We start from the raw sequence: 26,753 nt of genomic DNA, 5'->3' as shown, positions 1-26,753 counted from the left end.
TGGGGCGCTGCTGCCCTGCGGCCCTTCGTTTCTCTCAGTGCCGCTCGCACCGGCAAGCCACCTCGAGGAAGGTGGTGGACTTGCCGCTGACGAGCGCCCACAGACAGCGCACCAGGCAGCTCGCGCCGAACTCCCGGTAGATGAGACCCAGGTTGGCGACCACCTCTCGTCCTGTGATGACTCCGCGCATGGCTGCTCCCCCTTCTACGCTCCCGCTCTGTCACTCCCGGTGCTCCGAGACTGACGCAGCCCTTCCTCTGCAAAGAGCTGGCCGTCGCCTCCGTACTTGCGGGGCGACAGCCTGTTGGTGAGCGGACATGCCAAGGGAGCGATTCAGCGTTGCTGAGTGCACGCCTCTCTGCGTGCAAGTGCGGACACCTGCGCTCGCTCCTGTAATTCCTCCAGGCAGGCCGTGGACTGGCGGACGGAGGGCCCCGCTTGTGGGCAGAGGTCCGCACGCGGCTGGGCAGGCAGCCGGGCGCGGCTCCCGCGATTGTGTGGCACGGAGCCCGGAGGAGTCGGAAGCTTGAGGAGGGGGAAAGGAGGTGTCGTGATGGCGAGCACATCCCAGCTGGATTTGGGGCCCATGGTCACGCCGCCCCAATTCATGAAGCCGCTCTTGACCGCCAGCCAGAAGGGCCGGCTGACGCGGGTGATGGTGGCGACTGACTTCTCCATGTGCGCGGACCTGGCGCTGGCCCGGGCGCTGCGGCTGCCGGTGGGAGACGGGGCCTCGCTCACCCTCTTCCATGCTTCGAGGCCCGTGCCGGGGCGGGGCGCACCGGGAGACATGTCCCTCGAGGCGCGCTGCCTGAGCCGGGTGGCGGGAGCCGCGCGCCGCAGGCTCCGGGCCCGAGAGCCCGTGGAGGTGAATGAGGAGCTGCGCGCGGGAGACGTGGTCCAGGAGGCCGCCCGGGCGGCGCGCCGGCTGGACGTGGAGCTGCTCATCGCGGGCCGCCCTCATGTGATGCGCCACCACGACGTGACGCAGCGGGGGGCCACCGTGCGAGGCCTGGTGCGGCAGGTGGAGGCGCCCTTGCTGGTGGTGAGCGCGCACCCGGCCAGGCCGTACCACCATCCGCTGGTGGCGGTGGATCTCTCGGAGGACTCTCGCCGGGCGCTGGAGCTCACGCTGAGGCTGTGCCCGCCGCCGGTGAAGGTGACGGTGCTGCACGTGCCCGAGCCCTGCACCCGCCCGGAGCTGTGGCACGCGGGGATGACGTCCGTGGAGCACTGGCTGGTGGTGCGGCACGAGATTGAAGCCGCGGCGCGCAAGGCCGTGAGCCGCTTCCTGGCGCCGTACCGGGAGGTCGGCCGCGAATGCGAGGTCTGCATCCGGTGCAGCGAGCCGCTGGAGGAGGCGCTGCTGGCGGAGGCGGCCGAGCAGGGCGCGGACCTGCTGGCGCTGGGGATGGCCGCCCCGGACGGGGAGGTACCTCCCAGGGAGCTGGCCGAGCATACTGTCATGCGAGCCCCGTGTGACGTGCTGGTGGCGAAGGCCCATGGGCTCGCGGAGCAAGCGGGCGGCAACCGGATCGATTAGTAACAGGGAATTGTGGCTCCACCCCTCGCACCCCCTCCGGTCCCGCTCACCACCCGCCTGAAGAACGCGGGCAGCCTGTTCAAGCAGCTCCCGGGCACCTTCCGGCTCTTCTGGCAGGCCAGTCCCCAGCTCGCGGTGGTGCTTGGGCTGCTGACGCTGGTGGCGGCAGTGCTCCCGGCGGCCATCGCCTACGTAGGCAAGCTCATCGTCGACGGGGTGGTGGCGGCGGCCAAGGGCGGCGGGGAGCTGACGCTGCGCTCGCATGTGATGCAGCTGGTGGGGCTGGAGTTCGGGCTGATGCTGGGCTCGGCGCTGGTGGACCGCAGCTTGGGGCTCATCCGCGAGCTGCTGCGCGCCAACCTGGGCATCCTGTTGAACCAGAGGATTCTCGACAAGGCGCTGCAGCTGGAGCTGCGGCACTTCGAGGACTCGGACACCTACGACAAGATGCAGAACGCGCGGCGCGAGGCCAACAGCCGTCCGCTGTCGCTGGTGATGCAGGTGTTCACCATCGTCCGCAACGTGGTGACGCTGTCCACGTACGCGGTGCTGCTGGTGTCCTTGTCGCCGTGGAGCGTGGGGGTGCTGGTGGTGGCCTCCATCCCGGCCTTCATCGCCGAGGCGCGGCTGGCGGCCGAGGGCTTCCGCCTCTACTCGTGGCGAGCGCCCGAGGGCCGCAAGCTGAACTACCTGGAGTGGATCCTCACGCGGGACAACCACGTGAAGGAGGTGAAGCTGTTCGGGCTGGGGCCGCTGGTGATGGGGCGCTACCGGACGCTCTTCCAGAAGTTCTTCAACGAGGATCGGGCGCTGGCGGTGCGGCGCATGGCGTGGGGGCTGGGGCTGGGGGTGCTCTCGCTAGCGGCCTTCTATGGCTGCTATGCCTTCGTGGCGAACCGGGCCGCCTCGGGGAGCATCACGGTGGGCGACATGGTGCTGTACCTGTCCGTGTTCCGGCAGGGGCAGGCGGCGTTCCAGGGCATCCTGTCGAGCCTGGGCTCCATGTACGAGGACGCGCTCTTCATGAGCAACCTCTTCGCGTACCTGGACATCCCCACGGGCGCCGAGCAGCCTCGGGTGCTGCCGCCGCTCAAGCCGCCGCGGGGCCGCAACAACGCCATCGAGCTGAGGAACGTGTCCTTCAAGTACCCGGGCAAGGAGGCCTGGGCGCTGCGGCACGTGAACCTCACGCTGAAGCCGGGCGAGAAGCTGGCGCTGGTGGGCGAGAACGGCGCGGGCAAGAGCACGCTGGTGAAGCTGCTGCTGCGCCTGTACGAGCCCACCGAGGGCTCCATCCTCTACGGCGGCGTGGACGTGCGGGACATGGACGTGGAGGATCTGCGCAGCCGCTTCGGGGCGGTGTTCCAGGACTTCGTGCGCTATCAGTTCAGCGTGGCGGAGAACATCGGCCTGGGGCACCTGCCCGGGTTGGAGGACCGCAACCGCATCGCCCGCGCGGCGGACCTCGGAGGCGCCAGCCCCGTCATCTCCGCGCTGCCGCAGCAGTACGACACCATGCTCGGCGGCTGGTTCGAGAAGGGCCAGGAGCTCAGCGCCGGCCAGTGGCAGAAGCTGGCCGTGTCACGCGCCTTCATGCGCGAGGACGCGGAGGTGCTCATCCTCGACGAGCCCACCGCCAGCATCGACGCCGAGGCCGAGCACGCCCTCTTCGAGCGCTTCCAGGCGCTGGCGGCCGACCGCATCGCCATCGTCATCTCCCACCGCTTCTCCACGGTGCGCATGGCGGATCAGATCGCCGTGCTCCACAACGGGCAGGTGGAGGAGCTGGGCAGCCACGACGCGTTGATCGCCAAGGACGGGCGCTACGCCCACCTGTTTCACCTCCAGGCTCGGGGCTATCGAGACTGAGCGTGTAGTCTGCTGAAACCAAGTGTGAGACATGTCACGGCCCATTTGTTCCATCCCGGTGTGATGTTTGAAAAACACTGGAAAAAGCCCTAGATGATCAGACGGTGGAACCGCCCCGTTGGGGCCGCACTCCCACGGGAGCATGTTTGGAGCAGAAGGACCTGGAAGAGCGCCTGGCGGCCAGCCACCGGCTGATGGACGAGCTGACCCAGGTGCACGCGGACCTGGTGACCCAAGGCGACTACCCCGCGCTGTTCGATCGGCTGCTGAGGCTGATGCTCCGGGAGACGCGCAGCGAGTACGGCTTCATCGCGGAGATCGTCCACGACGCGCAGGGGGCTCCGTTCTTGCGCAGCTACTCCGTCACCAACATCACCTGGACGGAGGAACTGAACGAGTACTACGAGAAGAGCGGTGGGCGGGGCATCGAGTTCCGCAACCTGAAGACGCTCTTCGGCAAGGTGCTGACGTCGGGCGAGCCGCTGCTCACCAATGAGCCCTTCAAGCACCCGGCCTCGGGGGGGCTTCCTCCGGGCCATCCTCCGCTGCGCGCCTTCCTGGGCGTGCCGTTCCACGTCCGCGGAGAGCAGGTGGGCATGGTGGGGATCGCCAACCGGCCCGGGGGTTACGACGAGGGGCTGATCAGCTTCTTGAAGCCGCTGCTCACCACGTGCGGCATCATCACGTATGCCGCGCGCGGAGAGGCGCGGCGGCGCGACACGGAGCAGGCGCTGAGGACGCAGCAGGAGCAGCTGCAGGCGTTCATCGAAGCCATCCCGGACATGATCTTCCGGCTCCGGCTGGATGGGGTGTGCCTGGCCTTCAAGGCGTCCGCGCTGGATGCGCCGCTGATGGCCGTGCACGAGTTCGTGGGCAAGAACCTGCTCTCGATGCCGCTGCCGCCGGCGCTGCAGGACCCCTTGGCCGAGAACCTGAGGCAGCTGCGCGAAGGCGGCTCGCTGGCGATCTTCGAGTATGCGCTGGAGCTGCCCTCGGGACTGCAGCACTACGAGGCACGCCTGGTGCGCAGCGGCCTGGACGAGGCGATGGCCATTGTCCGCAACGTCACCGAGCGGAAGCGGGCGGAGGATCAGCGGCGCCGCCAGCAGGAGGAGCTCGAGGAGCGGGTACGGCAGGTGACGCGCGAGCTGGAGGCCCGCCAGGCGCAGCTCATCCAGGCGGAGAAGCTGGCCTCGCTGGGGCAGATGGCGGCGAGCATCGCGCACGAGCTCAACAACCCGGTGAGCTACGTGTTCAGCAACGTGGCGACGCTGGACGAGTACATCGCGGTGTTGCTGCAGTTGAACGGGCTGCACGAGCAGGTGGAGCAGCGCCTGGGGGCGGCGCCTCCCGAGGCCGTGGTGGAGCTACTGGAGCAGACGCGGGAGCTGCGCGAGCGCGAGCGGGTGGCGCTGCTGGTCATGGACATGAAGGAGCTGCTGGGAGACTCGCGCGAGGGGCTCAGCCGCATCCGGGAGTTCGTGCACAGCCTGAAGACGTTCGTGCGGGAGGAGTCGGGGACGCCGCAGCGGGCGGACCTGACGCAGGTGCTGCAGATGTCACTGCGCATGGTGCGGCACGAGTTCAAGTACAAGTGCGAGGTGCAGACGGAGTTCGCTCCGCTGCCGGAGGTGCGCTGCTTCCCGACGCAGCTGAACCAGGTGTTCATGAACCTGCTGGTGAACGCGGGGCACGCGGTGGAGCAGCGCGGGGAGATCTACATCAGCTCGCGGCAGGAGGGGGACGAGGCGGTGGTGCGGATCAAGGATACGGGGAAGGGGATGGGGCCTGAGACGGTGGCGAAGCTCTTCACGCCCTTCTTCACCACGAAGCCGGCGGGGCAGGGGACGGGGCTGGGGTTGTCCATCTGCGACGTCATCATCCAGCGGCACAACGGGCGCATCGAGGTGGAGAGCGAGCCCGGCAAGGGCACCACCTTCACGGTCCGGCTGCCGCTGGGCGCCGAGCCGTCCGCCCCGGACGCGTAACAGGGCCACGGGGCGGGGCGCGGTCTGGTACACAGGGCGCGCATGCTGCTCGATCTGTCACCGCTGAAGAAGTACCGGGACTTCCGGCTGCTGTTCCTGGGGCAAGTGGTCTCGTTCCTGGGGAGCATGATCACGTACGTGGCCGTGCCGTATCAGGTGTACGGGCTGACGAAGTCGAACCTGATGGTGGGGTTGCTGGGGACAGTGCAGCTGGTGCCGGTGCTGGTGTTCGGGCTGATTGGCGGCTCGGTGGCGGACACGATGGACCGGCGCAAGCTGCTGCTGGTGTCCGAGGCCATCATGAGCCTGGGGGCGCTGGGGCTGGCGATCAACTCGGCGCTGCCGGAGCCGAGCCTGTGGGTCATCTTCATCATCGCGGCGTTGATGCAGGGGGCGAGCGGGTTCCACCGGCCGGCGATGGACGCGATGACGCAGAAGCTGGTGGCGGTGGAGGACCTGGCGTCGATTTCAGCGCTGGGCTCGCTGCGCTACAGCGCGGGAGCGGTGGCGGGGCCGGCGCTGGGAGGGCTGCTCATCGCGGCGGCGGGGGCGAAGGTGGCGTACCTGGTGGACTTCGGGACGTTCCTGTTCGCGCTGACGATGCTGTGGATGATGCGGGAGATGCCCGCGCCCGAGCAAACGCACGCGCCGGGGCTGCGGAGCATCTACGAGGGCCTGCAGTACGCGGTGAAGCGGCCGGAGCTGATTGGGACGTACGTGGTGGACATCGTGGCGATGACGTTCGCGTTCTGCACGGCGTTGTTCCCGGCGATGGGGGACGCGTGGGGCGGAGCGGCGGCAGCGGGGGCGCTGTTCTCGGCGATGTCGGTGGGGAGCCTGGTGATGACGGCGCTGAGCGGGTGGACGGGGCGGGTGAAGCGCCGAGGCGCGGCGGTGGTGGTGGCGGCGGGGGTGTGGGGAGTGATGACGGTGGGGTTCGGGCTGGCGCCGAGCCTGCCGGTGGCGCTGCTGTTCCTGGGGTTGTCGGGGGCGGCGGACATGGTGAGCGGCCTGTTCCGAGGCGTCATCTGGAACGAGACGATCCCCAACCACATGCGAGGCCGCATGTCGGGCATCGAGATGATCAGCTACATGACAGGCCCGCTGATTGGGAACGCGAGGGCGGGCTGGGTGGCGACGGTGAGCACGACGCGGGTGTCGATCATCTCAGGGGGCGTGCTGTGCGTGGTGGGGGTGTTGCTGTGTGGGCTCCTGCTGCCTGCGTTCTGGCGCTACCGGTCGGATGCAGCGGAAGCGGCAGGGGCGGCGCCGGGGGCCTGAGCCTCCCTGCCGGGTATGTCAGACCGATCCGTATTCTCCATACCTGCCACGCCCCTCTTGAGGAGGGGCGGATACCAACGCCAGGAGTGGAGCTATGTCCGCAGTGAGCAAGACGTCGTGGGCCGGGGCTGTCGTGGTGGTTCTCTTCAGCATCGGGTGCGGTGGGGCTTCGGAGTCGGCTGGGGCCAGTGGGTGCATGGACAACGCGGCATTCGATGTGTCGGCCATCCTGAGCGCGACGGGCGAGTTCCCGTCAGCGATGGCGTGCGCGGACTTCAACGGGGACGGCGAGATGGACCTCGCGGTGGCGAGCCCTGGCAGCCGTGAGGTGAGCGTGTTCCTGGGGCAGGACGGGGCGCTCGCGTCGCGGGTGTCCTTCCCGGTGGGGGGGGGCAGTGCGGTGGTGGCCCGTGACTTCGACGCGGACGGCTGGATGGACCTGTCGGTGACCGGTGCGGCCGACGGGTCGGTGCATCTGCTCAAGGGCTACGGTCCGGGCGGCTTCGCGCCTGCGGTCCTCGCGGAGAACTGAGGTCCATTGAGGAAAGGTGAACGCAGCCTGCTTTCGAGAGCAGGCTGCGTTCACTCTTCAAGGGCTGCGCGTTATCTGAGGCCAGCTTCTAGAGTATGAACGAAGTGTTGGCGTGGAAGACCGGCGGCCACGCTGCTTGCCGGCTGATGAGTAGCAGTTACTGATTCCTCATTCCGCTTATGACGGTGCTTGTGCGTACATTTGCAAACTCGCCGAATCTTCTTCGCGCGCTCCTTAGGCGTCTGGACACCGCGCTTCGGTAGCTTTTCCTGCACAAGCCTCTCTAGCGTCTCACCTTGGTGGTTTGAGATGTGTTTTACCTGTACAACCGAGGATTGGATAGAGCGTAAATCCGAATCGGTTACGCGTTCGCCTCGTGAGAGTTGATGGATTCTCGCTCGGAGCTTGTTCTTGCGCGTCCGTCCAACTGACAATCGCCTCCTATTCACTAAAACACCAGTGACAGAAAGCTTTTCTCGGTGAGCGGCTAGTAGGCGGACTTTGCATGGGCGCATCGAGAAGCCATGGCGCTGCACCAACCTCACGACCGGTGCAATGACCTCTCGAACGCGTTCTCCAGAGAGGGTGATGTCATCAACAAAAAAAGTACATTTCAGTCCTAGTGCTTCACATTCCAACTGGATGGACTCGTGGAGTTCCATCAAGACGAGATTGGCGATAACAGAACTGGCTGGAGAACCCTGAGGAAGCCGATTCTGGAAGGTTGTTAGTTTTGTGAGCAGATTTGAAATCGGATCAGAGAATTTCAATTGCTCACGGAACATCCGGAAGACCCTTCGGTGGCCGATGCTAGGAAAGCAATCCCGGATGTCTAGTTTGAACACAAGTCCCTGCCCACGATGGGCCTCCGCATTTTTCTTGGGAGACCCGCCTTTGAGGCCACCGAGCATGGTGTCAGGAAATTTTACTCTGGCCTTGAGGAAACGAGCGATCTCCCTCTGAACATCTGCGAGTCGCTTACTGGGCACATCAAAATGCCGCCACTTGTTGCCCATCCATTCATCGAAAGAGCGGTAGTGGGCCCCAGCATGTTCTGCTAATGACTCCAGGGTGGACCAATCACGCTTCAAGTGAAAGCCAAGCCCAGCCTTGGAGTAAAAGGTTCGTGCCGTTGCCTCGCTCACTCAATCACCTTGCTCAGCCTTCATGACCAGGTCTAGGAACTGATTTTCGAGGCGGCGAGCCTGCTCTTCCGAAATGCCTCGCAGATCTTCCGCGTCAGATGCGAACAGCATGAGTAGATAGAGTGGAACATCGAGTGCTTTGGCAATGGCCTCAACAGCGGCAGTGCTTGGCACGCGTTTCCCATTCTCAATCTGAGAGACGTAACTAGCGTCTAAGGCAGCCTTTTCAGCCAGTTCTTTCTGCTTGAGATTGCGTTTCTCTCGCAGCTTCTTCAATGCCCTGCCATAGTTCATCGTGTGCCCACTATCAGTCTGTCTTGATGGGCCAACGTTCACGGTTGGCCCATCAAGACAAACGACAGTGTGTTAGGGCTCTCGGTCATTACTTCCGCTTCGCCGGATCACCGCCGAAACTTCTTGGCGGCCTCATTGATGGCGACTTTCACCATCTGATAGTCGTCGGCCTCAACCGCGAGGCTCAACTCGACCAAGCTTCGCTCGACCTCCTGCATGAAGCCCAATTCCAGTTCCCCTGCCTCCACCTCCGCTCGCAGGAAGTTGTGGATGGAGGCGAGTTTCTTCTTCAACTTGTTTTTCCGCATTTTGCTTCTCCTCACACGTCGAGGGTGGCGGGTTTGAATTTGCCACCTAACTCGCACGTGCTGCCCAGCCGCGCTTGTCTCGATGTGAGGGGAAACTGGAACCACTCTGCCTTGCCTGCTGCCCCGACGGAGCATTGCTGCCCTTGCTCCGTCGCAGTGCACACCTTGCCAGACCACAGGACCAGGATGCGCATGCTTCGAGGTATGTGGGCGCTGACTTCTCGCCCACAACGATCCCGTTACTCTCGGGACCGCGATCAGTGCCCGGACTTTGAGTCCGGACTGGGTACAACGGACCACTGACTCGCTTGGTTGAGCTATGCGGATGTAGTTGTCAAAGAACTCGGCCGCAGGTGCTGCGGACAGTTGGGGGATCTACCGCCTGCTCCCCCATACTGCAAGTAGGAAAAGTGGCTGCCAGCCATTTTATTTAAAGGCTAAGTGACCGTATTTATTGGAAAACGACAATTGGCCCTATTCGCTCTGAGTGATCGGGGTCCCACCCACCATAGAGGGCAGGAAGTCTAGTCAGCCCGTCAGACCGCATGGGGAGTCGTCTGTTACCGGAGGCGGGCTGACGGGTAAGGGCTTAGGCCCCACAGATGACATCTGTGGCCTGGGCGGCATCGGACCACTGCTCGGTCGTTGGCACTTACTCCCTATTGCTGAGCGCTGGTAACAGGCAGGGGGTGGGCCCTTGCCTTCAGACGAACCGACGCCAGAGGGCCATCGCTACCGTGGGACTGTGGGGGGCTCTACTTGCAACGATGTTGGGGCTCACCGTGCTTGCTCCAAGGTTATGGTCTCGTGAGTAGAGCGTGAGTCGCAGAACCTAGTAGGTCAGGATCTGTCAGACCCAGCAGGTAGCTTGCTGCGCCATGGTTTCGATGCAGCACGAAGGTCTCCTGCTCCTGTTCCGCAATCGCCCAGAACTGGCGCCTGAGTTGCTGCGTGATGCGCTCGGTCTCCACCTTCCGGTCTGGACTCAGGCGCGGGTGCAGTCTGCGGAGCTCACCGAGGTCGTACCCACTGCGTATCGAGCAGACTTGGTGGTACTCCTGCTGGACGACAAGCCCATCTTCGCCATCGTGGTGGAGGTGCAGTTGTCACGTGACGAGGGCAAGCGGAAGACGTGGCCGCTGTATCTCGCCAGCGTGCGCTCGCGTGAGAAATGTCCCGCGGCGCTCTTCGTCGTCGCTCCAGATGCTTCCGTGGCTCGTTGGTGCGCAGAGCCCATCGAGATGGGCCATCCGGATTTCGTGCTCCGGCCCCTCGTCATAGGGCCCAACGCCATCCCGGTCATTCAAGACAAACAGGCCGCTCAGAAGGATCCGGAGCTAGCAGTGTTGTCCGCCATGGCACATGGGCATGAGGAGGTGGGAGTGTCGATTGCCCAGACCGTGATTGAAGTGGTGCGGGGCCTTGATGAAGAGCGCAGCACCCTCTACGTTGACTTGATCGTGTCCTCGCTCAGCGAGGCGGTTCGAAACGCCCTGGAGGCACTGATGCAACAAGGAAAGTACGAGTACCAGAGCGAGTTCGCCCGCAGGTATGTCGCCCAGGGACGCAAGGAGGGCTTGCAAGAGGGCTTGAAAGAAGGGCTTGAGAAGGGGCTCCATCAAGGCGAGCAGGCAGCCCTCTTGGAGGTGCTCGATGCCCGGGGGCTCACGGTGGATGAGACTGCGCGCCAGCGCATCATGGCTTGTTCGGAACTCTCACAGCTCAAGGTCTGGGTGCGCAGGGCTGCGATTGCTGAGTCCGTCTCGGAGATCTTCGAGCCTGCTCCTGTTTCCGGGCCCGCCGCCCGGTAGGCGACTAGGCGCTTTGGGCGTCCCAAGGCCTCGAAGCCTTGAGGGCGCTGACGTTACGGCGTGGGCTTCGCCACCGTCCTTGGGCCCTTCTCCAGCACCTTGAGCCGTGAGTTCGCTAGCGCGTCCACGCTGTTGATATCCGGTTTGGGGCTCTTCGCTCGCTGGTAGGCCGCTCGGGCCTCCTCCAGCAGTCCGTTGGTCTCCGCAATTCGCCCCACCACGTACCAATCGTAGGCCTGCAGTGCGCTTGCTCCCTGCAACTCCAGCGACTTGAGCAGCAGCTGCCGCGCCTCCTGTCCTTTGCCCAGCTCCGCGTAGATGGTTGCCAGCGTGTGCACGTAGGACGCGTTCCCGTAGCTCGTGAGCGTGTTCGCCTTCAGCGCGTCCTCCACCGCTCCTTCGTCCACTTTCCCCAAGAACAGCGTGTTCCACGCCAGCTCGTTGTACGTGTGCGCTGTTGCCTTGCCCGCCTCGACGATGCGCCTCCGGTACTCCTGCGCCTTCGCCAGCTCGCCTCGCATCGTTGCTACGCTCGCCAGCGTCTCCAGCGCCTTGTCGTCGTCTGGCAGCAGCTTCAGCCGCGCCTCCGCCCGCTTCGTCAGCTCGTCCGGCCGGTCCAGTTGCCGCAGCGCGTACGTCGCCTGGTAGTACGCGGACTCATCCACCGGTGCCACCTCCAGCAGCCGGTCCGCCGTCTCCAGCATCTCGGGCAGCCGCTTCAGGTGGTAGTACGCCGCCAGCAAGTCCCGATCGAACCCGCGCCGCTCTGTGTCCGTCGCCGCTCGCTCTCGCGCCAGGCTCAGGTACGGAATCGCTCGCACCGCCTGTTTGCCGAACGCCATCAGGCTTGCCGCCGCCACCCGCAGCTCTTCCTTCCCCGCCGTTGCTTCCTTCTTCCACAGCCGCAGGAAGTTGGCCCCTGCCTGTTGCTCCGTCAGCGTCGAAGGCATCGAGTCCCGCGCCCAGTCCAGCCACTGGCGCGCTCCCTCCAGGTCCCCCGCCTCCACCCGCCGCATCGCCTCCTGCCCGAGCACTCCGTAGTCGTACCCCGTCCCCAACAGCCGCAGCTCCGTGCCCGCTCGCACGATGAACCAGTTCTCCGTGCCGCTCCCGCTGGAGGTCTCGAACGGCAGGCGCGACTGGACGCGGAAGCCCCGCTTCGCATCCCCCTCCACTCGCAGCTCCATCAGCGACAGCGCCATGTCCACCGCGCTCGCCTGCGGCACCTCCGCCAGCACCCCTCGGTTCAGCAGCACCCGCACCGTCCGCATCACCTCATCCGCCAGCTCCGGCTCCGCTGCCAGCGATGGCTTGTGCAGGAGCCTCTCCACCTGGGCCTGGCCGCCCTCGTCGTCCAGCATCGCCAGGAAGAGCCGCTGCACCACCGAGCGCGGATCATCCCCCTTCAATGACTTGGGCTCGAAGCGCACTGCCTTCGCCAGTGGAATCAGCCGCCGCTGCTTCTCCACCGCGTCCGGCGCTCCCTTGGCAGCCTCGGTCAGCAGCGCGTGCGCCTCCGGGTAGCGGCGCAGGCGCATCAGCCGGTTCGCCGCATCCTCCAGCGCCTCTCGCCGCGCATCCATGGTTGGCACCCACTTCGCCGCGTTCTTCACCGCCACCGCCGCCCCGTCCACCATCGCCGACGCGCTCAGCCGCACGCTGTTGCGCAGCGGCGAAGGCTCCATCCCGCTGGCTCGCTTCAGCAGCTCCGCGTACTCCTCCAGCAGGAACAGGTCGAGCAGCAGGTGGTCGTCCATGTCCTTCCGGTTCAGGTCCTGCCGCAGCGCCAGGTACTCGGCCACCGCGTCTTCCAGGCGTGAGTCCTCGCCATAGCGATCCCCCTGAGGCCCGTACTCCAGCAGGATGCCCAGGTCGCCGCGCGTCTCGAAGTCCGTCGGATCCAGCGTCCGCGCCTTCCGGTAGGCCGCCACCGCCCCCGCGTGGTCGAAGCCCGGCTTGAAGCGGCGCCCCAGCGTGTCGTGCTGCAGCACCCACCCCAGCGTGCGCCAGCCCAGCGCCGAGGACGGCTCCACCTCGGTGCCCCGGCGGGCCTCGGTGCGCGCCTCCTCGCCCGCGCCCGCCTCCAGCAGCGCGAGCGCCAGCTGCCCTCGGTGCAGCGCCTCCTTCGGGTGCAGCTCCACCATGCGGCGGTACACCTCGAGCGCCTCGGGCACGTGGCCCTCGGCCAGCAGCGAGGCCCCGTCATGCTCGAACCCGAGCAGTGACTCCTCCTCCTGGCTCATCGCATCGAACGACGTGCGGAAGGCCTCCACCTCGGCCGCGGACCAGCGGCGCTTGCCCGTGTCGAAGCGGAAGGTGACGTTCACCTCGCGCCCCATCAGCGCGTACTCGCCCGAGTACGTCGCCGGCCCCATCTTGCGCGTGAAGTTCTTCGGCAGCGGCTTCGGCGTGTAGCCCGCCGGAGACGCCACCCGGTAGCGCAGCTCGGCCACGTACGGCTCCAGCAGCACCAGCTCCCCCCGGCGCTTGCCCCTCGGCTGCTCGTCCGAGGTCTCCTCCAGCAGGTAGTCCGGCAGTCGCCCCAGCAGGTACGCCCCGCCGAGCCCCACCGCCGCCTCCTTGTCGTCCGTGTAGCCTCGGCTGGCCTCCTCCACCTCCAGCTCCACGCGGAACGGCTTCTCCAGGGACTCCAGCTCCACCGGGTTCAGCTTCTTCACGTCCGAGGCCGAGAAGGCGCTCTTCACATAGTCCACGTAGCCCTCGCGCACCCGGGCGGACTCGGTGAGCGCGAAGTGCTCGCGGTACGCGGAGGCCACCGTGCCCATGGACTCCTTCACCTCGGTGATGCGCGAGGGGCCGCGCTCGGACAGGAACACCTCGCGCGTCGTGGTAGTCAGGTTGGCCGAGGCCGGCAGCTCGGGCGTGCGCACCAGGCTCTTCGTGTCCGGGTGCGCCAACAGCGCCAGCCGCCCCTGCACCATCGCAGGCAGCACCCCCGGCGGGCTAAAGGCGTCCGTCGCGTCGATCCACAGCGCCGGAGTCCCCGGTATATAGACGATGGCGTGATCAAAGAGCCCAAAGCCGGGCAGTGACTCCTGCACGTCCTCCAGCCCCGTGCGCAGCAGCGCCACCGAGGCCGGTACCCCCGACGCCCGCAGCAGCCCCACCAGCAGCGTGGACAGGTCCTTGCAATCGCCATAGCGCCGCACGAGCACCTCGGCGGGCTGGCGCGGCACCACGGCGGCCTCGCCAAACTGGAGGCTCGTGTAGCGCACCTGCGAGTGGATCCACTTCGTCAGCTTCGCCGCCACCACCTCCCGGCGCTTCTCCTCACCCAGAATCTCCTGCGCGGTGCGCTCCAGGTTCGCCCCGGCCAGCTGCGCCTCCACCGTCTCGTGGTAGCGGCGCGCCAGGTCATTCCAGGCCCGGCCCGTCGAGAAGGCGATGTGCGGCCACGTCACCGCGTCCGCGGGCAGGAACGGCTCGGGCATGGCCAAGGGCTCCAGCGGGCCTTGCTCGAAGACGAGCCGGGTGCGTCCGTTCGCCTCCACCCTCCGAGGCTTGGTGCGCAGGCCCCGCGTCACGAAGTTCAGCGGCTGGCCCTGGGGCGCATCCAGCGTCAGCCGCACCCGCCGCACCGGCACCTCCTTGCCGAGGAAGAAGCGCCGCGCCACCCCACTGGCGAACACGCTCTCCGTCTCGCGCGTGGTGATCAGCTGCTCCACCACCGCTCCCGGCACGATGGCCGGCAGCGGGCCGCGCAGCAGCCGTTGATCCGACAGCGTCTCCGGCTCCCGGTCCGCCGGGCTGGTGTCCGCCAGCGTGGAGGGATCCAGCTCATGCGCCTTCCCATCCGGGGTGATGACGCGGGCGCGCACCTCGGGGCGCTCCTCGTGCCACGGGGCATACCCCACCCCGATGGTCGCCCAGTTCTTGGCCCCCTCCTGTGTCACCACGCGGTAGACGAGCCGTGAGGTGGAGGTCTCCCGGCCCTTCGCGTCATAGGAGAAGGTGCCCTCTTCCAGCAGCACTTCGACTTCGGCCCCCGGAGGGGTGGGGAGCGCCGCGGCGGCTCCAGCAAGAGCGGACGGATCCGCCGTGAACGGCGGCGCATCCCAGGGCTCAGCCGCGAAGGCCGGCAAGGAGGCAAGCAGGACGGCAAGAACGAGACGCATGCGAGCCCTCACTCTCGCACTGTCCACCGCGCGCCGGGAGAGGGGGAGGGGGCTGTCCCCTCCTGGGAACGCCTGGCCGCCCTGCCCATTGACGCTTTCCCCACACGAGGGACTGTCTGTAGGGGGTACAGAATTTCTATACTCCGGCCTCCTTCTCCGGGACGGCCCTGTCCCGCCCGGGGGGACTCACTCATGGTCCGTCGTCTCAAGCTGTTCTGGAAGCTGGCCCTCATCGCCGTACTCATCCCGGTGTCGGTGGTCTTCGTGGTGCTGGTGGCACTGCGAGGCACGTGGGCGCTCCAGTCCGACCACGACAACCTGTACGGCTTCATGCTCATGCCCATCGTCGCGCTCGAGGAGGCCAACTCGCACCGCGAGGCGCTCTCGGGTGAGCTGCGGCTCATGGCGCGACTCCCCCTCAAGAAGGACGAGGCCAACCTCCCCCCAGAGCAAGCCAAGCGCCTTCAGAAAGAGCGCACCGTGCGCGCGGCCCGGGTGAAGGAGCACCAGGACGCGCTGCTGGACTTCGTGGCCCGGTACAAGAAGGAGTGGGTGGTCTCCAAGCGCTCCGTCTTCATGGACATCCTGTCCAGCACGAGCGAGCAGAAGCTGGAGATGGACGAGGCCTCCGCCCTGGAGCTGTTCGAGGTGGGCGCCGCGGGCTACCAGCCCCTGAAGGAGCAGATCCTCCTGGGCGAGGTGCACGTGGACGAGCAGCAGCTCGACTCCGCCCTGACGCGGCTGGCGGAGGCCACGGGCTGGCTGCAGGCCCTCAACCGCCGCTTCGCCGAGCTGTCTCACCACAGCGCTGAGAGCTCCTTCCTCTGGCTGCGCGTGCTGCTGCCCTTGCTCGGGCTGGTGCTGAGCGCCCTGGGGCTCGCGCTGGCGTGGTGGATTTCTCGCATCATCATCGAGCCGGTGGCGCGGCTCACCCGCATGACGATGCGCCTGTCGCGCGGCGAGCTGGAGCTGCTGGAGGAGGGCGAGCAGGCCTTGGACTTGGAGGCGGACACCCAGGATGAGATCGCCCTGCTGCTGCGCTCCACGTTGGACATGGCGCGCTCGATGCAACAGATGGTGGCCATGGCGGTGGGCCTGGCCCACGGCGACCTGACGGTGCGGATGATGCCGCGCTCGGAGCAGGATGCGCTGGGCAAGGCGCTGGGAGAGGCGGTGGGCCGGCTGACCAAGATTGTCGCCGAGGTGCGCGCCGGAGCCGCCTCGCTCGCCTCGGCCTCCGCGCTGCTGGCGGCCTCCTCGCAGGCGCTGGCGCATGGCGCGAGGGACCAGGCCGCCATCACCGAGGAGAACGCGCACACGCTCAAGGAGATCAACGCAGCGGTGCTGCGCAACACCGACAGCTGCCGGAAGATGGAGGAGGAGGCCCGCGTGGGCGCCCTCAACGCCGAGAAGAGCGGCAAGGCGGTGGGCGAGACGGTGGACGCCATGCGCCGCATCTCCACGAACGTGTCGCACATCGAGGAGTTCGCGCACCAGACGAACATGCTGGCCCTCAACGCCGCCATCGAGGCCATCCGTGCTGGCGAGCACGGCAAGGGCTTCAGCGTGGTGGCCGGAGAGGTCCGCCGGCTGGCCGAGCGCAGCAAGTCCGCCGCGCGCGAGATTGGCGAGCTGGCCATCCAGAGCCGCGCCGTGGCGGAGGAGTCCGGCCGTCAGCTGAAGGAGCTGGTGCCCTCCATCCGCCGCACGGCGGACCTGGTGCACGAGGTGGCGGCCTCCACCCGAGAGCAGTCCACCGCCGTGGGCATGATGAGCGAGGCCATGGCGGCCGTGGAGGGCTCCACGACGGCCAACGCGACGTCCGCGGAGGGCCTGGCGCGTGAGGCCGAGGCCCTGGCCGTGCAGGCGGACGCGCTGCGGCGGCTCACGTCCTTCTTCCGCGTCGGCAGCCTGGAGGGCATTGACTTGAGCGGGCCCTCTCCGCTGCCCCCCGAGCCGGGAGGCCCTCCCTCCGCGGAGACGTCGTTCGAGACGGTGGCGCCGCTGGACGACGGCGGACAGCCCCCGTCCAACGGCGAGCTCCAGAGCGCCTGAGCCGGCTCAGGCCGTCGTTCAGGCTTTGGGAGGCAGGTGGTCGCGGATGACGCCGAGCCAGTACTCCTTGCCGTAGTACTGGCTCATCTTCCCGATTCGCTGCCCATCCCGGAACAGCAGGAAGGTGGGGATGCCGTAGAGGCCGAAGCGCCTGGCCAGCTCCTCGTGCACGTAGGCGTTCACCTTCACCACGCGCATGGGCGCATCCTGCAGCTCGTCGAGCAGCGCGGGCTCGGCCGCCGCGTAGATGTCGCAGTTCGGGCAGCCCTCGCCCCAGAAGTCCACCACCACCAGCTCGCCCCGAGGCTCCAGCACCAGGGCGTCGAAGGTCTCAGTGGTGGCTTCATATGTCTGAGGGTGCGCCATGGTCCCTCTTGCTTAACGGCCGGGCCGTTACTGCGCCAGCGGCCTTCGCTCGAAGTCCTCGCTCTGGGGCGTCTTGCGCCCGTACACGGTCCCGTACGGAATGGGCCCGTAATAGAGGGTGTCCACCGGCGAGTACACGAGCTGCTTCCCGGCGGCCGACACGCACTTGCCGTCGAACAGGCCCACCTCGCCGCCCGAGCGGGAGAGGGTGAACGGCAGGTGCATGGGGCCCAGCGCCGTGTTCCCGGTGGCCATGAAGCGCACCGTCTGTCCAGGGGCCAGGTTCACGGTGGGCAGCCGGTAGCGCGTGGTGGCGCGCAGGTCGTTCGTCAGCTCGTAGCCCTCCAGCATCATCGGCAGGGTGTCCCGGTTGACGAGCTCGATGTAGCCCGCGCTGCCCGCGTTGATCTCCCGGATGACCAGGGGACCGCTCCCGTGGGCCCTCAGCGTGCTCATCAGGCCGCGGAGGAAGATGGCGCGGTTGCGCACGTACTGCTTCAGGAAGTTCCGGGCCCGCGCCACGTGCTCGCGGGAGACGTACGGGTCCGCGGCCAGCTGCGGCTCTACCACGGCCCACAGCTTGTCGATGTGCGCGTTCGCCTTCGCCTCCGAGAAGGGGCCCGCCAGCGCCGCCTCGAGCTTCGCCAGCAGGCGGGCGCGCAGCGCGGGATGGTCCCAGATGCGCGTGTTGATGACATTCCACGTCGGCTGCTGGCCGGGACGGTCCACCAGGCGCTCCTCGTAGATGCGCTGCACCCACGGGTCATACGCACTGAAGGTCTGCGGCCAGCGGTTGGTGATGGGCGGATCGTCCGGGTTCCACGTGCGCCAGAAGAGCATCTGCGCGTTGTTCAAGTCCCAGGGCACGTACTCCCAGCGGTCCTTCGTGTGCTCGTGGATCCAGTAGCTCTTCGAGTCCTCGATGACGTTGTTGGAGATGAGCGCGTCCGCGACCATGTTGCCCAGGTAGGACTCGAGGTTCATGTAGCGGTCCACCTTCGTCTCGAAGTCCGCGTCATCCGTGCGGTTCAGCCGCGTGAGGAACTGGTCGAGGTCCTCGCGGCCCGTGTCCTCGTTGGTCTTCTTCTCGAAGTCCTGCTGGTAGGCGGAGTTGTAGCGGAGCGTCATCTCGCAGTTGCGAGCCCCGCACCGGTAGATGGAGGCATTGCGCTCCATGGCGTGGTGCTTGAGGTAGTCCTTCCCCACGTGCTCCATGTCCAGGTACAGGCCGTTGTCCTGGCCGTTGAGCTTCACCCGGGTGAAGCGGGCGCGCGGCACCGGCAGCCCCATGGCGGTATAGAGGTCCACCGCGAACTTCTCCGTCAGCTTGGCGCTGTCGTACCACTCGGCCAGCAGCTCGAAGTGGTCGCGGTCCTCCAGCTCGTAGCCAGGATCCAGCTCGATCTTGAAGCTCTTCTGAGGCAGCGTCCGGGTGCTCGCGCCGCGGTAGCGCACCAGGCCGGGAGCGCGCTCCCCGTCGAGCACCACCACCACCGGCACCTCCCTGTCCGAGGTGGGGTTCGCGTCCAGCCAGTCCAGGTCCGCCTGGGCAATCTGCAGCTCGAAGACGGGCACCCGCGTCTGCACCGGGGGGTACTCCCCCCAGCGTGGGCCCGCATCCGGCGGCCCCGCATCCGGCGGTCCCGCATCCGGGAGGCCGTTGTCCGGTGGAAGCGGCGGGGTGTCCACGTCTCCGCCATCCCCCGGCCCCGCATCCGGCAGCGAGGGCAGAACGTCCGTTCCTGTACTCCCCGGGTCGTTTTTCGGGGGCATTGGGGTCTCAGGCCCACATGCCACCAGTCCTGCCACGCTCAACACCAGCAGCCAACCCCAACGCCCCATAGCCCCTCCGTTCCAAGGCCGTAGACCGTGCAGGCCACGTGCCTGGCCAGGTGTCCGCTGGTGGAAGCTGGGGTGCCCAGGCGATCAGGCGAGCGAAAAGGCAAGCCCTCCAAATGGGGAAAGAATTTCCCACCGTGGGCAATCCGAGGGCATGGGCGGGCAGGTGCCGTGCCCTCCCTGGCGAGCAGAAACGTCACCCGGATGCGTGAAGATTCGCTGGGAGAGGGGCAGAGCGGTGTAGAACTCCGCCTGACATCACGCTTTCCCTGGCCAGTCTGCGCACGAATACCGACATTGTCACTGCGCAGCGAGGCCTGGACGCCTGAACGTGGCGTCGCTGAATCGTGGAGGGGCCATGCACGAGTGGTTGGAGGCACTGCAGAAGTCAGCGAAGACGAAGTCCCCCGGGGTGGCCGCAGAGGAGTTGCGGCGGGCCGAGACGGAGGCCGGGGTGCCGCTGCCGGGCGAGCTGGGCGACTTGTATGCGGCCTTCAATGGCGGTTCGTTCGAGGGGGAAGTGATGCTCTTCCCCCTGCACGGTGAGGGCGAGCAGGCCAGCGTGCTGGAGAAGACGCGCAAGGCGATCGTCGGGCTGCCGGTGGCGGGGGTGTGGCGCTTCGGGGTGAAGGGCCCGCACCGCCACCTGTATACGGCGCGCAAGTCCGCCATGGTGGAGCAGGGCGATGGGGGCGGGCCGCTGCCAGAGTGGGTGCAGGCGCTCGGGGCCGAGGACTGGATTTACGGCAGCTGGGACGAGGAGAAGCGGGAGATGCGCTTCTACCGCTCGCTGGCGAACATGCTGAATGTGCTGGTGCCTCCGGTGGAGCAGGAGGAGTTCGGCGAGCGCACCTTCGCCCGAGCCATTGCTGCCGTGGAGGGTGCGCTGACCGAGCTCGCCGGTGACGAGGAGGCCGAGGAAGAGAAGGCCGAGGTCCAGGAGCTCCAGTACGAGTATGAGGAGGGGCCGCGCGCTCCCAAGAGCGGGAAGGCTCCCAAGGCCGGGGTCGGTGTGAAGCTGGACACGCCTGCGGTGATTGCCGCCGAGCGGCGTGTGAAGAGCCTCACGAGCAAGCCCGCCAAGAAGGAGCCGGTGAAGAAGGAGCCTGCGGCCAAGGAACCGGCCAAGAAGGAACCGGCCAAGGCGGAGGCAGGGCTGGAGACTGCCGCGGTGATTGCCGCCGAGCGGCGCATCGAGAACCTCAAGGCTGCTCCTGCGGAGAAGCCTGCTGCGCCTGCCAAGAAGGCCGCGGCTCGGACGGCATCGAAGAAGGCTCCCGCGAAGAAGGCGGCAGCCAAGAAGGCGCCTGCGAAGAAGGCAGCAGCCAAGAAGGCGCCTGCGAAGAAGGCAGCAGCCAAGAAGGCTCCCGCGAAGAAGGTGGCAGCCAAGAAGGCTCCCGCGAAGAAGGCAGCAGCCAAGAAGGCTCCCGCGAAGAAGGCTGCGGCGCGCAGGCGCTGAGCCTTTGGGGCCTGTGAAGTTCCCCGGGGGAGAGAAGCGCGAAGCTTCTGCCCGGGGCGCTCAGTGCCGTGCCTCGGTCCCCTCCTTTTCAGGGAGCGGAGGCCGAGGCGGAAGCGTGAGGGTGTCGTCCTTCCCCTCCAGGGCCCACCGTGCCTGGCGATGCGTGAGGATGTCCTGCGCGAGGATCTGCAGGGCGCCCGCCACAGGCAGGGCCAGCAGCGCTCCGAGGATGCCCGCGAACGCGGTGCCCGCCAGCATCGCCAGCGCGATGAGCAGCGGGTTCATGCGCAGGGTGCGCTGCTGGATGAAGGGCTGGAGCAAGTGGTTCTCCACCTGCTGGTACGCCAGGAACACCGCCAGCGAGATGAAGCCCGCATGCGTCCCGGCCGAGGCGAACGTCGTCCCGATGATGAGCACGCCGCCGAGGAACGCTCCAATGAAGGGGATGAGCCCCAGCACCGCCATGATGAGGCCCAGCGGCAGGAAGTAGGGCACTCCCAGCAGCAGCAGCGTCACGGTCGTCACCACGCCGCCAATGAGCGAGATGGAGACCGAGCCGGCCACGTAGCGGCCCACGGTGCGGTGCATCCGCAGGCCCAGCTCCTCCCAATGTCCTCGCTGGCCCGGAGGCAGCCAGAGCAGCGCCTTCTCGAACAGGTCCTTGCCGAAGGCGAGGAAGAAGGCTGCCAGCACGATGACCGTGATGAATGCGGCCAGGTGATGAAGGATGCCTCCCACCACGCCCAGCACGGGCATGGCCGCGCTCGGGAGGCGCTGGCGTGCCTCGTCCGAGAGCCGGTCGAAGAGGTGGTGACGCGCGTCCAGCCGTGCCAACCACCCCTGGTGGCGCAGGGACTCGATGAGACCCGGGCCCGCTTCCACCAGTGCCCGCGCCTGGTCCACCAGCATGGGCACGAACGTCGTCAGCAGGGCCGCCACCCCACTCAGGGTGGCCACGAAGATGAGCGCGACCGCCAGCCCCCGGCGCAGGCCCAGGCGCTCGAGCCTCGCCACCAGCGGATGGGCCGCCAGCGCCAGGAAGAGCGCCAGCAGCACCCACGAGAGGGCATTGCTGGCCGCTCGCACCACGCTGAGCACCGCCAGGAGCGCCACCACGTTGAGCCCCACGGTCCACACCGTGCGGGGCGACACCTGGGAGCGCGGCCGCGACGCCGGAGTCACGCGGCTACCCCTCGGGCAGCTCGTTCTTCTGGATCGGACGCAGCTGCTCGCTGGGCCGCGCCGTCAGCTCGCGCTCTTCCTCTTCCTCATCGCTGCGGCGGAACTCGTGAATCTGATCTGGGAGGATGTCGCGGAAGTCAGGCTCCTCTTCCAGCGGCGGGGTGGCGGCCAGGTCCTGGTCGGTGATGTTCACCTCTTCCTGTCCCGTCACCGGGTCCACATGGCGCCGCGAGGTTGCCTCGCCCACATCCTCCGAACCCAGCTTCTTGAAGCGCATGATCCTTCCTCCTTCCGAGGAACTCGGTGGGTCGGCTGCTTTCGCGCTAACAGTGCGGAGCCCTGGGGGGCGCGGCAACGAGCGCTGCCCGCCTGCCTGCCCTCTTCCTTTTGAAGCCCTCGGCGGCCCTTCAGCGGGCCACGCTCGGCGCCCGGCCCGCCGGGTAGGCAGGCTCCCTCTCCAGGGCCACCATCACCAGCGCCAGCACCCGGGAGAGTGTCTCGCGCACCGCGTAGCGCCGGGTGGAGGGCCGGCCCTCATCCGCCGCCACGCCCCACGCGTCCATGCCCACCGAGTTGGCGATGTAGAGCGCTCGAGGCAGGTGGAAGCGCTGGGTCACCAGCAGCGCCTTGCGGACATGGAAGACGGTGAAGGCGCGCACGCAACTGTCATAGGTGGACAGCCCCGAGTCGTCTCCCAGTACCGCCTGCTCGGGCAGCCCGTGCTGCACCATGTAGCGGCGCATGGCCCGGGTCTCGTCATGGAAGCGGTCCGAGTTGTCCCCGCTGACGAGCACCGCCTGGGCCTTGCCGCTCTTCCAGAGGGCAATCGCCGTGTCCAGCCGCTGGGCCAGCACCGGCGAGGGCACCCCTCCCGGCGCCAGGCCCGCTCCAAAGACGAGCACCACGGGGGCCTCGGGAGCCGCGCTCAGGGGGACGATGCGGTCCTCGTACCGCACCTTCACAAAGTGCGACACGGCCACCAGGGCCGCCAATGCCAGCGCGCTCCCGAGGAGCCCTCTGCGCAACCACACTCCGAGCACGCCGCGACGCCCCCATGGGCCAGGAAACACCGTTGAGAGACAGGGCATTGTCTCCCCTCCCGCTCAGGCCGGGAAGGGGGTGGAGCGGGTGCTCGTTCAAGCCGGGGCACCCAGCGAGCCACCTTCCAGGCGCTGGGCGTGGAGCTCAATCAACTCCAGCAGCTGCTCCGGTTCCGCCGGCTTCCTCAGGAAAGCCGCCACGTTGTAGTTGGAGGCGTAGAGCGCCCGGTCCCTCGGGTTCATGGCCGCCATGCCCGCCGAGATGATGATGACCGGGATCGCCTGGTAGCCATAAGCCTCCTTGCGGAACGTCAGCACCCGGTGGCCCCCCATCACCGGCATGGCCATGTCCAGCAGGATGAGGGACGGCCGGGGCGTGCGCTGAAGCTGCTCCACGGCCTCGCGGCCATTGGTGGCATGGACGGTCTCGTACCCGTTGAGCGCCAGGTAGCTCAGCAGTGGCTCCCGGATGTCTGGGTCATCCTCGACCACGAGGATGGGACCGCTCAGCAGCGAGGCCATGGGGACACCTCCGGCACGGGGAGCCTGCCCTGGAAGGCTATGCCCCCCGGAGTGACCCGGCATCCGAGGCGGGGAGCCTCTCCGCTTGGCCGCCTGGCCCGGACCCGCGCTGCCCCGCTTCCACGGTTGACCGGCTGACGCACCGCTTATATAGGGGGCGCCGCCCGGTGCCTGGCCCCCCTCTGGGAGCCAAGGCCCGCGTCCGAACAGGAGCTACAGGCCCCATGGCGTCTCTTCGCGACATTCGCAAGCGCATCCGCTCCGTGAAGAACACGCGGCAGATCACCAAGGCGATGAAGATGATGTCCGCCGCCAAGCTGCGCAAGGCGCAGGACGCCATCATCGCCGCGCGTCCCTACGCGCAGATGCTGGATCAGATCATCGCGGATCTCGCGTCCCGCTCGGCGGATCAGGAAGTCGCCCATCCGCTGCTGACGCCCCGCCCCATCAAGAAGGCCGAGCTGGTGCTGCTCACCTCGGACCGCGGCCTCGCTGGCGGCTTCAACTCCAACGTGATTCGCCGCGCCAGCCGCTTCCTCTATGAGAACAGCGCCCTGGAGCGCATCCAGTTCTCCACGGTGGGCCGCAAGGGCCACGACTTCTTCCGCAACCGGCGCCAGAACATCCGCAAGGACTTCGGCTACCTCTACCAGCAGCTCAACTACCTCTCCGCCAAGGCCGTGGCCGAGGAGCTCACCGCCGGCTTCCTCAATGGCGAGGTGGATGCCGTCTACGTCATCTACAACGAGTTCGTCTCCGCCATCAGCCAGAAGGTCGTCGTCTCGCAGATCCTCCCGCTGCAGACCTTCGGCGCCGAGCCCGCTCCGGGCGCCGCCAAGGCTCCGGCGGGCACCGCCCTGGTGGACTTCAAGTACGAGCCGGATCGGCAGGCGGTGCTGGACCGGCTGGTGCCGCAGGCCGTCTCCATCAAGCTCTACCGCGCCCTGCTGGAGAGCGTGGCCAGCGAGCACAGCGCCCGCATGGCGGCCATGGAGAACGCCACCAGCAACGCCACGGACATGATCGCCGCCCTGTCGCTGCACTACAACCGCACGCGCCAGGCCGTCATCACCAAGGAGCTCATGGAGATCGTCTCCGGCGCCGAGGCCCTCAAGTAGCCCAGCGCTCTCCAGACGTACTTCGCCGTACAGCCCCCGGGGCCTGCTCTTCCGAACCAGGAAGGCAGGCCCCTCGGCGTTCAGGGGTGGTTCTGAAGCCCCACTTCTGACCCTGTGCGCCACGAGGCTTGACCCGGATGGGCCCCCCCGGTAAAGGGGGCCCGCCCTCCCACCCTCGGGCCGATTTAGACGTGAGGCGGCTTTCAGCCGGCCTCCCAAGAGGCAGAAGAACTCATGAGCGCTCAAGCTGCGACGGTAGGCAAGATCACCCAGGTTCTGGGACCCGTGGTCGACGTGGAGTTCCCGCCCGGCGGACTCCCTGAGGTGTACACCGCCCTCAAGCTGACCAACCCCACCATCAGCTCCCAGGCGGAGAACCTCACCATCGAGGTGGCGCAGCACCTGGGCGAGAACATGGTGCGCTGCATCTCCATGGACTCCACCGAAGGCCTCGCGCGCGGCACCCCCGTGAAGAACACGGGCGCCCCCATCCAGGTGCCGGTGGGCAAGGCCACCCTGGGCCGCATCCTCAACGTCACTGGCGAGCCGGTGGACGAGATTGGCCCGGTGAAGTCCGACCAGTCGTGGCCCATCCACCGCCCGGCCCCCGCCTTCGTGGACCAGGACGTGCGCGTCCAGGCCTTCGAGACGGGCATCAAGGTGATTGACTTGCTGGCCCCCTACACCCGTGGTGGGAAGATCGGCCTGTTCGGCGGCGCCGGCGTGGGCAAGACGGTGCTCCTGCAGGAGCTCATCCGCAACGTGGCGAAGGAGCGCGGCGGCTTCTCCGTGTTCGCCGGCGTGGGCGAGCGCACCCGCGAGGGCAACGACCTGTACCACGAGATGCAGGAGTCCAAGGTCATCAACATGGACAAGCTCGAGGACAGCCAGTGCGTCCTCGTGTACGGCCAGATGAACGAGCCGCCCGGCGCCCGCGCCCGCGTGGCCCTCACGGCGTTGACCATCGCCGAGTACTTCCGCGACGTGGAGGGCCGTGACGTGCTCCTCTTCGTGGACAACATCTTCCGGTTCACCCAGGCCGGTTCCGAGGTGTCCGCGCTCCTGGGCCGCATCCCCAGCGCGGTGGGTTACCAGCCCACGCTGTCCACGGAGATGGGCGCCCTTCAGGAGCGCATCACCTCCACCACCAAGGGCTCCATCACCTCGGTGCAGGCCATCTACGTGCCCGCCGACGACTTGACGGACCCGGCGCCCGCCACCACGTTCGCGCACTTGGATGCGACGACGGTGCTCAACCGCGCCATCTCCGAGCTGGGCATCTACCCCGCGGTGGATCCGCTCGACTCCACCAGCCGCATCCTCGACCCGAACGTGGTGGGCAAGGAGCACTACGCGGTGGCCCGCAAGGTCCAGGGCATCCTCCAGCGGTACAAGGAGCTGCAGGACATCATCGCCATCCTCGGCATGGACGAGCTCTCCGAGGAGGACAAGCTCTCGGTGGCGCGCGCCCGCAAGATTCAGAAATTCCTGTCCCAGCCGTTCTTCGTGGCCGAGGTGTTCACCGGCAAGCCGGGCCGCTACGTGAAGCTGCAGGACACCATCCAGGGCTTCAAGGAAGTGGCCGAGGGCAAGCACGACGACATCCCCGAGGCGGCCTTCTACATGGCGGGCGGCATCGACGAGGTGCTCGAGAACGCCCGGAAGCTGGCGGCGGCGTAACCCCTTCCCGCTGTCCCGTAGGTGCACCCTATGCGCCGCACGCTTCTCGCCCTGGCCTTGCTGGTGGCGCTCCCGGGTCTCGCCCAGGAGCGCAAGAGCAGGGTGCACGTGAGCGCCAATGGCCAGTTCAGCGTGCGGCTCGTGCAGGAGAAGCCGGGCCAGTGCCGGGTGGAGATGCTCAAGGAGAGCGGACCCGCCTGGCAGTTCAACGGCTGCGTCGGCACGGTGGACGACTTCTACTTCGCCTCCAATGATGGCGAGCGCTTCTGGCTGCTGCGCCCGCTGGTGGAGAAGGGCACGAAGTCCACGGTGGAGAAGCGGGGCAAGAAGAAGGTGACGGTGCCCGGCTGGGCCAACGCCGTCGTCGCGGAGCTGTACGACCGCAACGGGCAGAAGCTGCAGGAGAGACGCCTGCAAGACTTCCTGTTCGGCTCGAAGGAGCTGGGCGAAGTGCGGCAGATGAAGGCCCACTTCAAGTGGCTGGAGGGCACGCTGGGCATCCCCGGCAAGGGCCCCCGCCTCACGGACGAAGCCAAGGTGGAGTTCGAGGCGGTGGGTGCGAAGACCTACCAGCTGACATTCTGA

General features: G+C 67.2%; 22 protein-coding genes. 11 read left to right on the top strand and 11 right to left on the bottom strand.

Going from position 1 to position 26,753, the window contains the following annotated elements:
* Positions 1-34: 34 nt before the first annotated feature.
* On the bottom strand, positions 35-190 hold the full coding sequence (locus DB31_RS49825) for a hypothetical protein (protein ID WP_169787150.1): 156 nt from the start codon (positions 188-190) through the stop codon (positions 35-37).
* A gap of 363 nt (positions 191-553) precedes the next feature.
* On the opposite strand from DB31_RS49825, the gene DB31_RS38090 reads away from it, so the two are divergent.
* From DB31_RS38090 to DB31_RS38070, 5 genes are all read left to right on the top strand, one after another.
* Positions 554-1,543, top strand: coding sequence for a universal stress protein (locus tag DB31_RS38090; protein ID WP_052420573.1), 990 nt, complete (start codon positions 554-556; stop codon positions 1,541-1,543).
* Between the two features lie 12 nt (positions 1,544-1,555).
* The gene (locus DB31_RS38085; protein WP_044197482.1) at positions 1,556-3,412 is read left to right on the top strand and encodes an ABC transporter ATP-binding protein; all 1,857 of its coding nucleotides are present in this window, start codon (positions 1,556-1,558) and stop codon (positions 3,410-3,412) included.
* 146 nt (positions 3,413-3,558) lie between these two features.
* Positions 3,559-5,400 carry an ATP-binding protein gene (locus tag DB31_RS38080; protein ID WP_052420572.1) on the top strand — a complete coding sequence of 614 codons (1,842 nt, stop codon included), beginning with the start codon at positions 3,559-3,561 and terminating at the stop codon, positions 5,398-5,400.
* A gap of 42 nt (positions 5,401-5,442) precedes the next feature.
* Positions 5,443-6,681 carry an MFS transporter gene (locus DB31_RS38075; protein ID WP_044197480.1) on the top strand — a complete coding sequence of 413 codons (1,239 nt, stop codon included), beginning with the start codon at positions 5,443-5,445 and terminating at the stop codon, positions 6,679-6,681.
* A 94-nt stretch (positions 6,682-6,775) separates the two neighbouring features.
* Positions 6,776-7,213 carry an FG-GAP repeat domain-containing protein gene (locus DB31_RS38070; RefSeq protein WP_044197478.1) on the top strand — a complete coding sequence of 146 codons (438 nt, stop codon included), beginning with the start codon at positions 6,776-6,778 and terminating at the stop codon, positions 7,211-7,213.
* A gap of 71 nt (positions 7,214-7,284) precedes the next feature.
* Here the strand turns inward: DB31_RS38070 and DB31_RS47330 are convergent, their stop codons facing one another.
* From DB31_RS47330 to DB31_RS38060, 3 genes are all read right to left on the bottom strand, one after another.
* Positions 7,285-8,358, bottom strand: a complete 1,074-nt coding sequence (locus tag DB31_RS47330; RefSeq protein ID WP_157232370.1) for a reverse transcriptase family protein — start codon at positions 8,356-8,358, stop codon at positions 7,285-7,287.
* On the bottom strand, positions 8,359-8,652 hold the full coding sequence (locus tag DB31_RS47325; RefSeq protein ID WP_075306432.1) for a helix-turn-helix domain-containing protein: 294 nt from the start codon (positions 8,650-8,652) through the stop codon (positions 8,359-8,361).
* 107 nt (positions 8,653-8,759) lie between these two features.
* Positions 8,760-8,960, bottom strand: coding sequence for a hypothetical protein (locus DB31_RS38060; protein ID WP_044197476.1), 201 nt, complete (start codon positions 8,958-8,960; stop codon positions 8,760-8,762).
* A gap of 1,049 nt (positions 8,961-10,009) precedes the next feature.
* Here DB31_RS38060 and DB31_RS38055 point away from each other — a divergent pair.
* Positions 10,010-10,771, top strand: coding sequence for an RpnC/YadD family protein (locus DB31_RS38055; RefSeq protein WP_276203684.1), 762 nt, complete (start codon positions 10,010-10,012; stop codon positions 10,769-10,771).
* Between the two features lie 53 nt (positions 10,772-10,824).
* On the opposite strand, the gene DB31_RS38050 is transcribed toward DB31_RS38055, so the two are convergent.
* On the bottom strand, positions 10,825-14,907 hold the full coding sequence (locus DB31_RS38050; RefSeq protein ID WP_044197472.1) for a DUF3857 domain-containing transglutaminase family protein: 4,083 nt from the start codon (positions 14,905-14,907) through the stop codon (positions 10,825-10,827).
* A gap of 192 nt (positions 14,908-15,099) precedes the next feature.
* Here DB31_RS38050 and DB31_RS38045 point away from each other — a divergent pair, with 192 nt between their 5' ends.
* Entirely contained in the window at positions 15,100-16,962 is a 1,863-nt protein-coding gene (locus DB31_RS38045; RefSeq protein WP_052420571.1) for a methyl-accepting chemotaxis protein, read from the top strand.
* Between the two features lie 18 nt (positions 16,963-16,980).
* Here the strand turns inward: DB31_RS38045 and DB31_RS38040 are convergent, their stop codons facing one another.
* Together DB31_RS38040 and DB31_RS38035 are read right to left on the bottom strand one after the other, a co-directional pair.
* On the bottom strand, positions 16,981-17,328 hold the full coding sequence (locus DB31_RS38040) for a thioredoxin family protein (protein WP_044197470.1): 348 nt from the start codon (positions 17,326-17,328) through the stop codon (positions 16,981-16,983).
* Between the two features lie 27 nt (positions 17,329-17,355).
* Positions 17,356-19,101 carry a CotH kinase family protein gene (locus tag DB31_RS38035; RefSeq protein ID WP_240487128.1) on the bottom strand — a complete coding sequence of 582 codons (1,746 nt, stop codon included), beginning with the start codon at positions 19,099-19,101 and terminating at the stop codon, positions 17,356-17,358.
* A 424-nt stretch (positions 19,102-19,525) separates the two neighbouring features.
* Here DB31_RS38035 and DB31_RS38030 point away from each other — a divergent pair, with 424 nt between their 5' ends.
* Entirely contained in the window at positions 19,526-20,626 is a 1,101-nt protein-coding gene (locus DB31_RS38030; protein WP_044197468.1) for an SMI1/KNR4 family protein, read from the top strand.
* A 60-nt stretch (positions 20,627-20,686) separates the two neighbouring features.
* Here DB31_RS38030 and DB31_RS38025 read toward each other — a convergent pair whose 3' ends face one another.
* The 4 genes from DB31_RS38025 to DB31_RS38010 form a co-directional block, all read right to left on the bottom strand.
* Positions 20,687-21,808, bottom strand: coding sequence for an AI-2E family transporter (locus DB31_RS38025; protein WP_044197466.1), 1,122 nt, complete (start codon positions 21,806-21,808; stop codon positions 20,687-20,689).
* Between the two features lie 4 nt (positions 21,809-21,812).
* Positions 21,813-22,085 (bottom strand): hypothetical protein, encoded by a 273-nt coding sequence (locus DB31_RS38020; RefSeq protein WP_044197464.1) that lies wholly within the window; start codon positions 22,083-22,085, stop codon positions 21,813-21,815.
* Positions 22,086-22,215: 130 nt separating this feature from the next.
* A complete protein-coding gene (locus tag DB31_RS38015; protein WP_420806740.1) occupies positions 22,216-22,839 on the bottom strand; it encodes a SanA/YdcF family protein in 624 nt (207 codons plus the stop codon).
* 105 nt (positions 22,840-22,944) lie between these two features.
* The gene (locus DB31_RS38010; RefSeq protein ID WP_044197461.1) at positions 22,945-23,370 is read right to left on the bottom strand and encodes a response regulator; all 426 of its coding nucleotides are present in this window, start codon (positions 23,368-23,370) and stop codon (positions 22,945-22,947) included.
* A gap of 224 nt (positions 23,371-23,594) precedes the next feature.
* Between DB31_RS38010 and atpG the strand changes: the two genes are divergently transcribed.
* From atpG to DB31_RS37995, 3 genes are all read left to right on the top strand, one after another.
* Positions 23,595-24,488 (top strand): ATP synthase F1 subunit gamma, encoded by an 894-nt coding sequence (gene atpG / locus DB31_RS38005; protein WP_044197459.1) that lies wholly within the window; start codon positions 23,595-23,597, stop codon positions 24,486-24,488.
* A 234-nt stretch (positions 24,489-24,722) separates the two neighbouring features.
* Positions 24,723-26,168, top strand: coding sequence for a F0F1 ATP synthase subunit beta (gene atpD / locus DB31_RS38000; protein ID WP_044197457.1), 1,446 nt, complete (start codon positions 24,723-24,725; stop codon positions 26,166-26,168).
* A 30-nt stretch (positions 26,169-26,198) separates the two neighbouring features.
* Complete coding sequence (locus DB31_RS37995; RefSeq protein ID WP_044197454.1) at positions 26,199-26,753, top strand: hypothetical protein; 555 nt, start codon at positions 26,199-26,201, stop codon at positions 26,751-26,753.

This window comes from Hyalangium minutum, assembly GCF_000737315.1.
Classification (GTDB): domain Bacteria; phylum Myxococcota; class Myxococcia; order Myxococcales; family Myxococcaceae; genus Hyalangium; species Hyalangium minutum.
The sequence above is the reverse complement of the archived record's forward strand: the minus strand, read 5'-3'. Positions and strand labels throughout refer to the sequence as shown.

Bases quoted from the DNA above. Each gene is read 5' to 3' on its own strand.
- DB31_RS38020 (WP_044197464.1), bottom strand. From the start codon at position 22,085: ATGCGCTTCAAGAAGCTGGGTTCGGAGGATGTGGGCGAGGCAACCTCG.
- DB31_RS38035 (WP_240487128.1), bottom strand. From the start codon at position 19,101: ATGCCCCCGAAAAACGACCCGGGGAGTACAGGAACGGACGTTCTGCCC.
- DB31_RS38045 (WP_052420571.1), top strand. From the start codon at position 15,100: ATGGTCCGTCGTCTCAAGCTGTTCTGGAAGCTGGCCCTCATCGCCGTA.
- DB31_RS38090 (WP_052420573.1), top strand. From the start codon at position 554: ATGGCGAGCACATCCCAGCTGGATTTGGGGCCCATGGTCACGCCGCCC.
- DB31_RS38075 (WP_044197480.1), top strand. From the start codon at position 5,443: ATGCTGCTCGATCTGTCACCGCTGAAGAAGTACCGGGACTTCCGGCTG.
- DB31_RS38070 (WP_044197478.1), top strand. From the start codon at position 6,776: ATGTCCGCAGTGAGCAAGACGTCGTGGGCCGGGGCTGTCGTGGTGGTT.
- DB31_RS38040 (WP_044197470.1), bottom strand. From the start codon at position 17,328: ATGGCGCACCCTCAGACATATGAAGCCACCACTGAGACCTTCGACGCC.
- DB31_RS37995 (WP_044197454.1), top strand. From the start codon at position 26,199: ATGCGCCGCACGCTTCTCGCCCTGGCCTTGCTGGTGGCGCTCCCGGGT.
- DB31_RS38010 (WP_044197461.1), bottom strand. From the start codon at position 23,370: ATGGCCTCGCTGCTGAGCGGTCCCATCCTCGTGGTCGAGGATGACCCA.
- DB31_RS38030 (WP_044197468.1), top strand. From the start codon at position 19,526: ATGCACGAGTGGTTGGAGGCACTGCAGAAGTCAGCGAAGACGAAGTCC.
- DB31_RS49825 (WP_169787150.1), bottom strand. From the start codon at position 190: ATGCGCGGAGTCATCACAGGACGAGAGGTGGTCGCCAACCTGGGTCTC.
- DB31_RS38050 (WP_044197472.1), bottom strand. From the start codon at position 14,907: ATGCGTCTCGTTCTTGCCGTCCTGCTTGCCTCCTTGCCGGCCTTCGCG.
- DB31_RS47325 (WP_075306432.1), bottom strand. From the start codon at position 8,652: ATGAACTATGGCAGGGCATTGAAGAAGCTGCGAGAGAAACGCAATCTC.
- atpG (WP_044197459.1), top strand. From the start codon at position 23,595: ATGGCGTCTCTTCGCGACATTCGCAAGCGCATCCGCTCCGTGAAGAAC.
- DB31_RS38060 (WP_044197476.1), bottom strand. From the start codon at position 8,960: ATGCGGAAAAACAAGTTGAAGAAGAAACTCGCCTCCATCCACAACTTC.
- atpD (WP_044197457.1), top strand. From the start codon at position 24,723: ATGAGCGCTCAAGCTGCGACGGTAGGCAAGATCACCCAGGTTCTGGGA.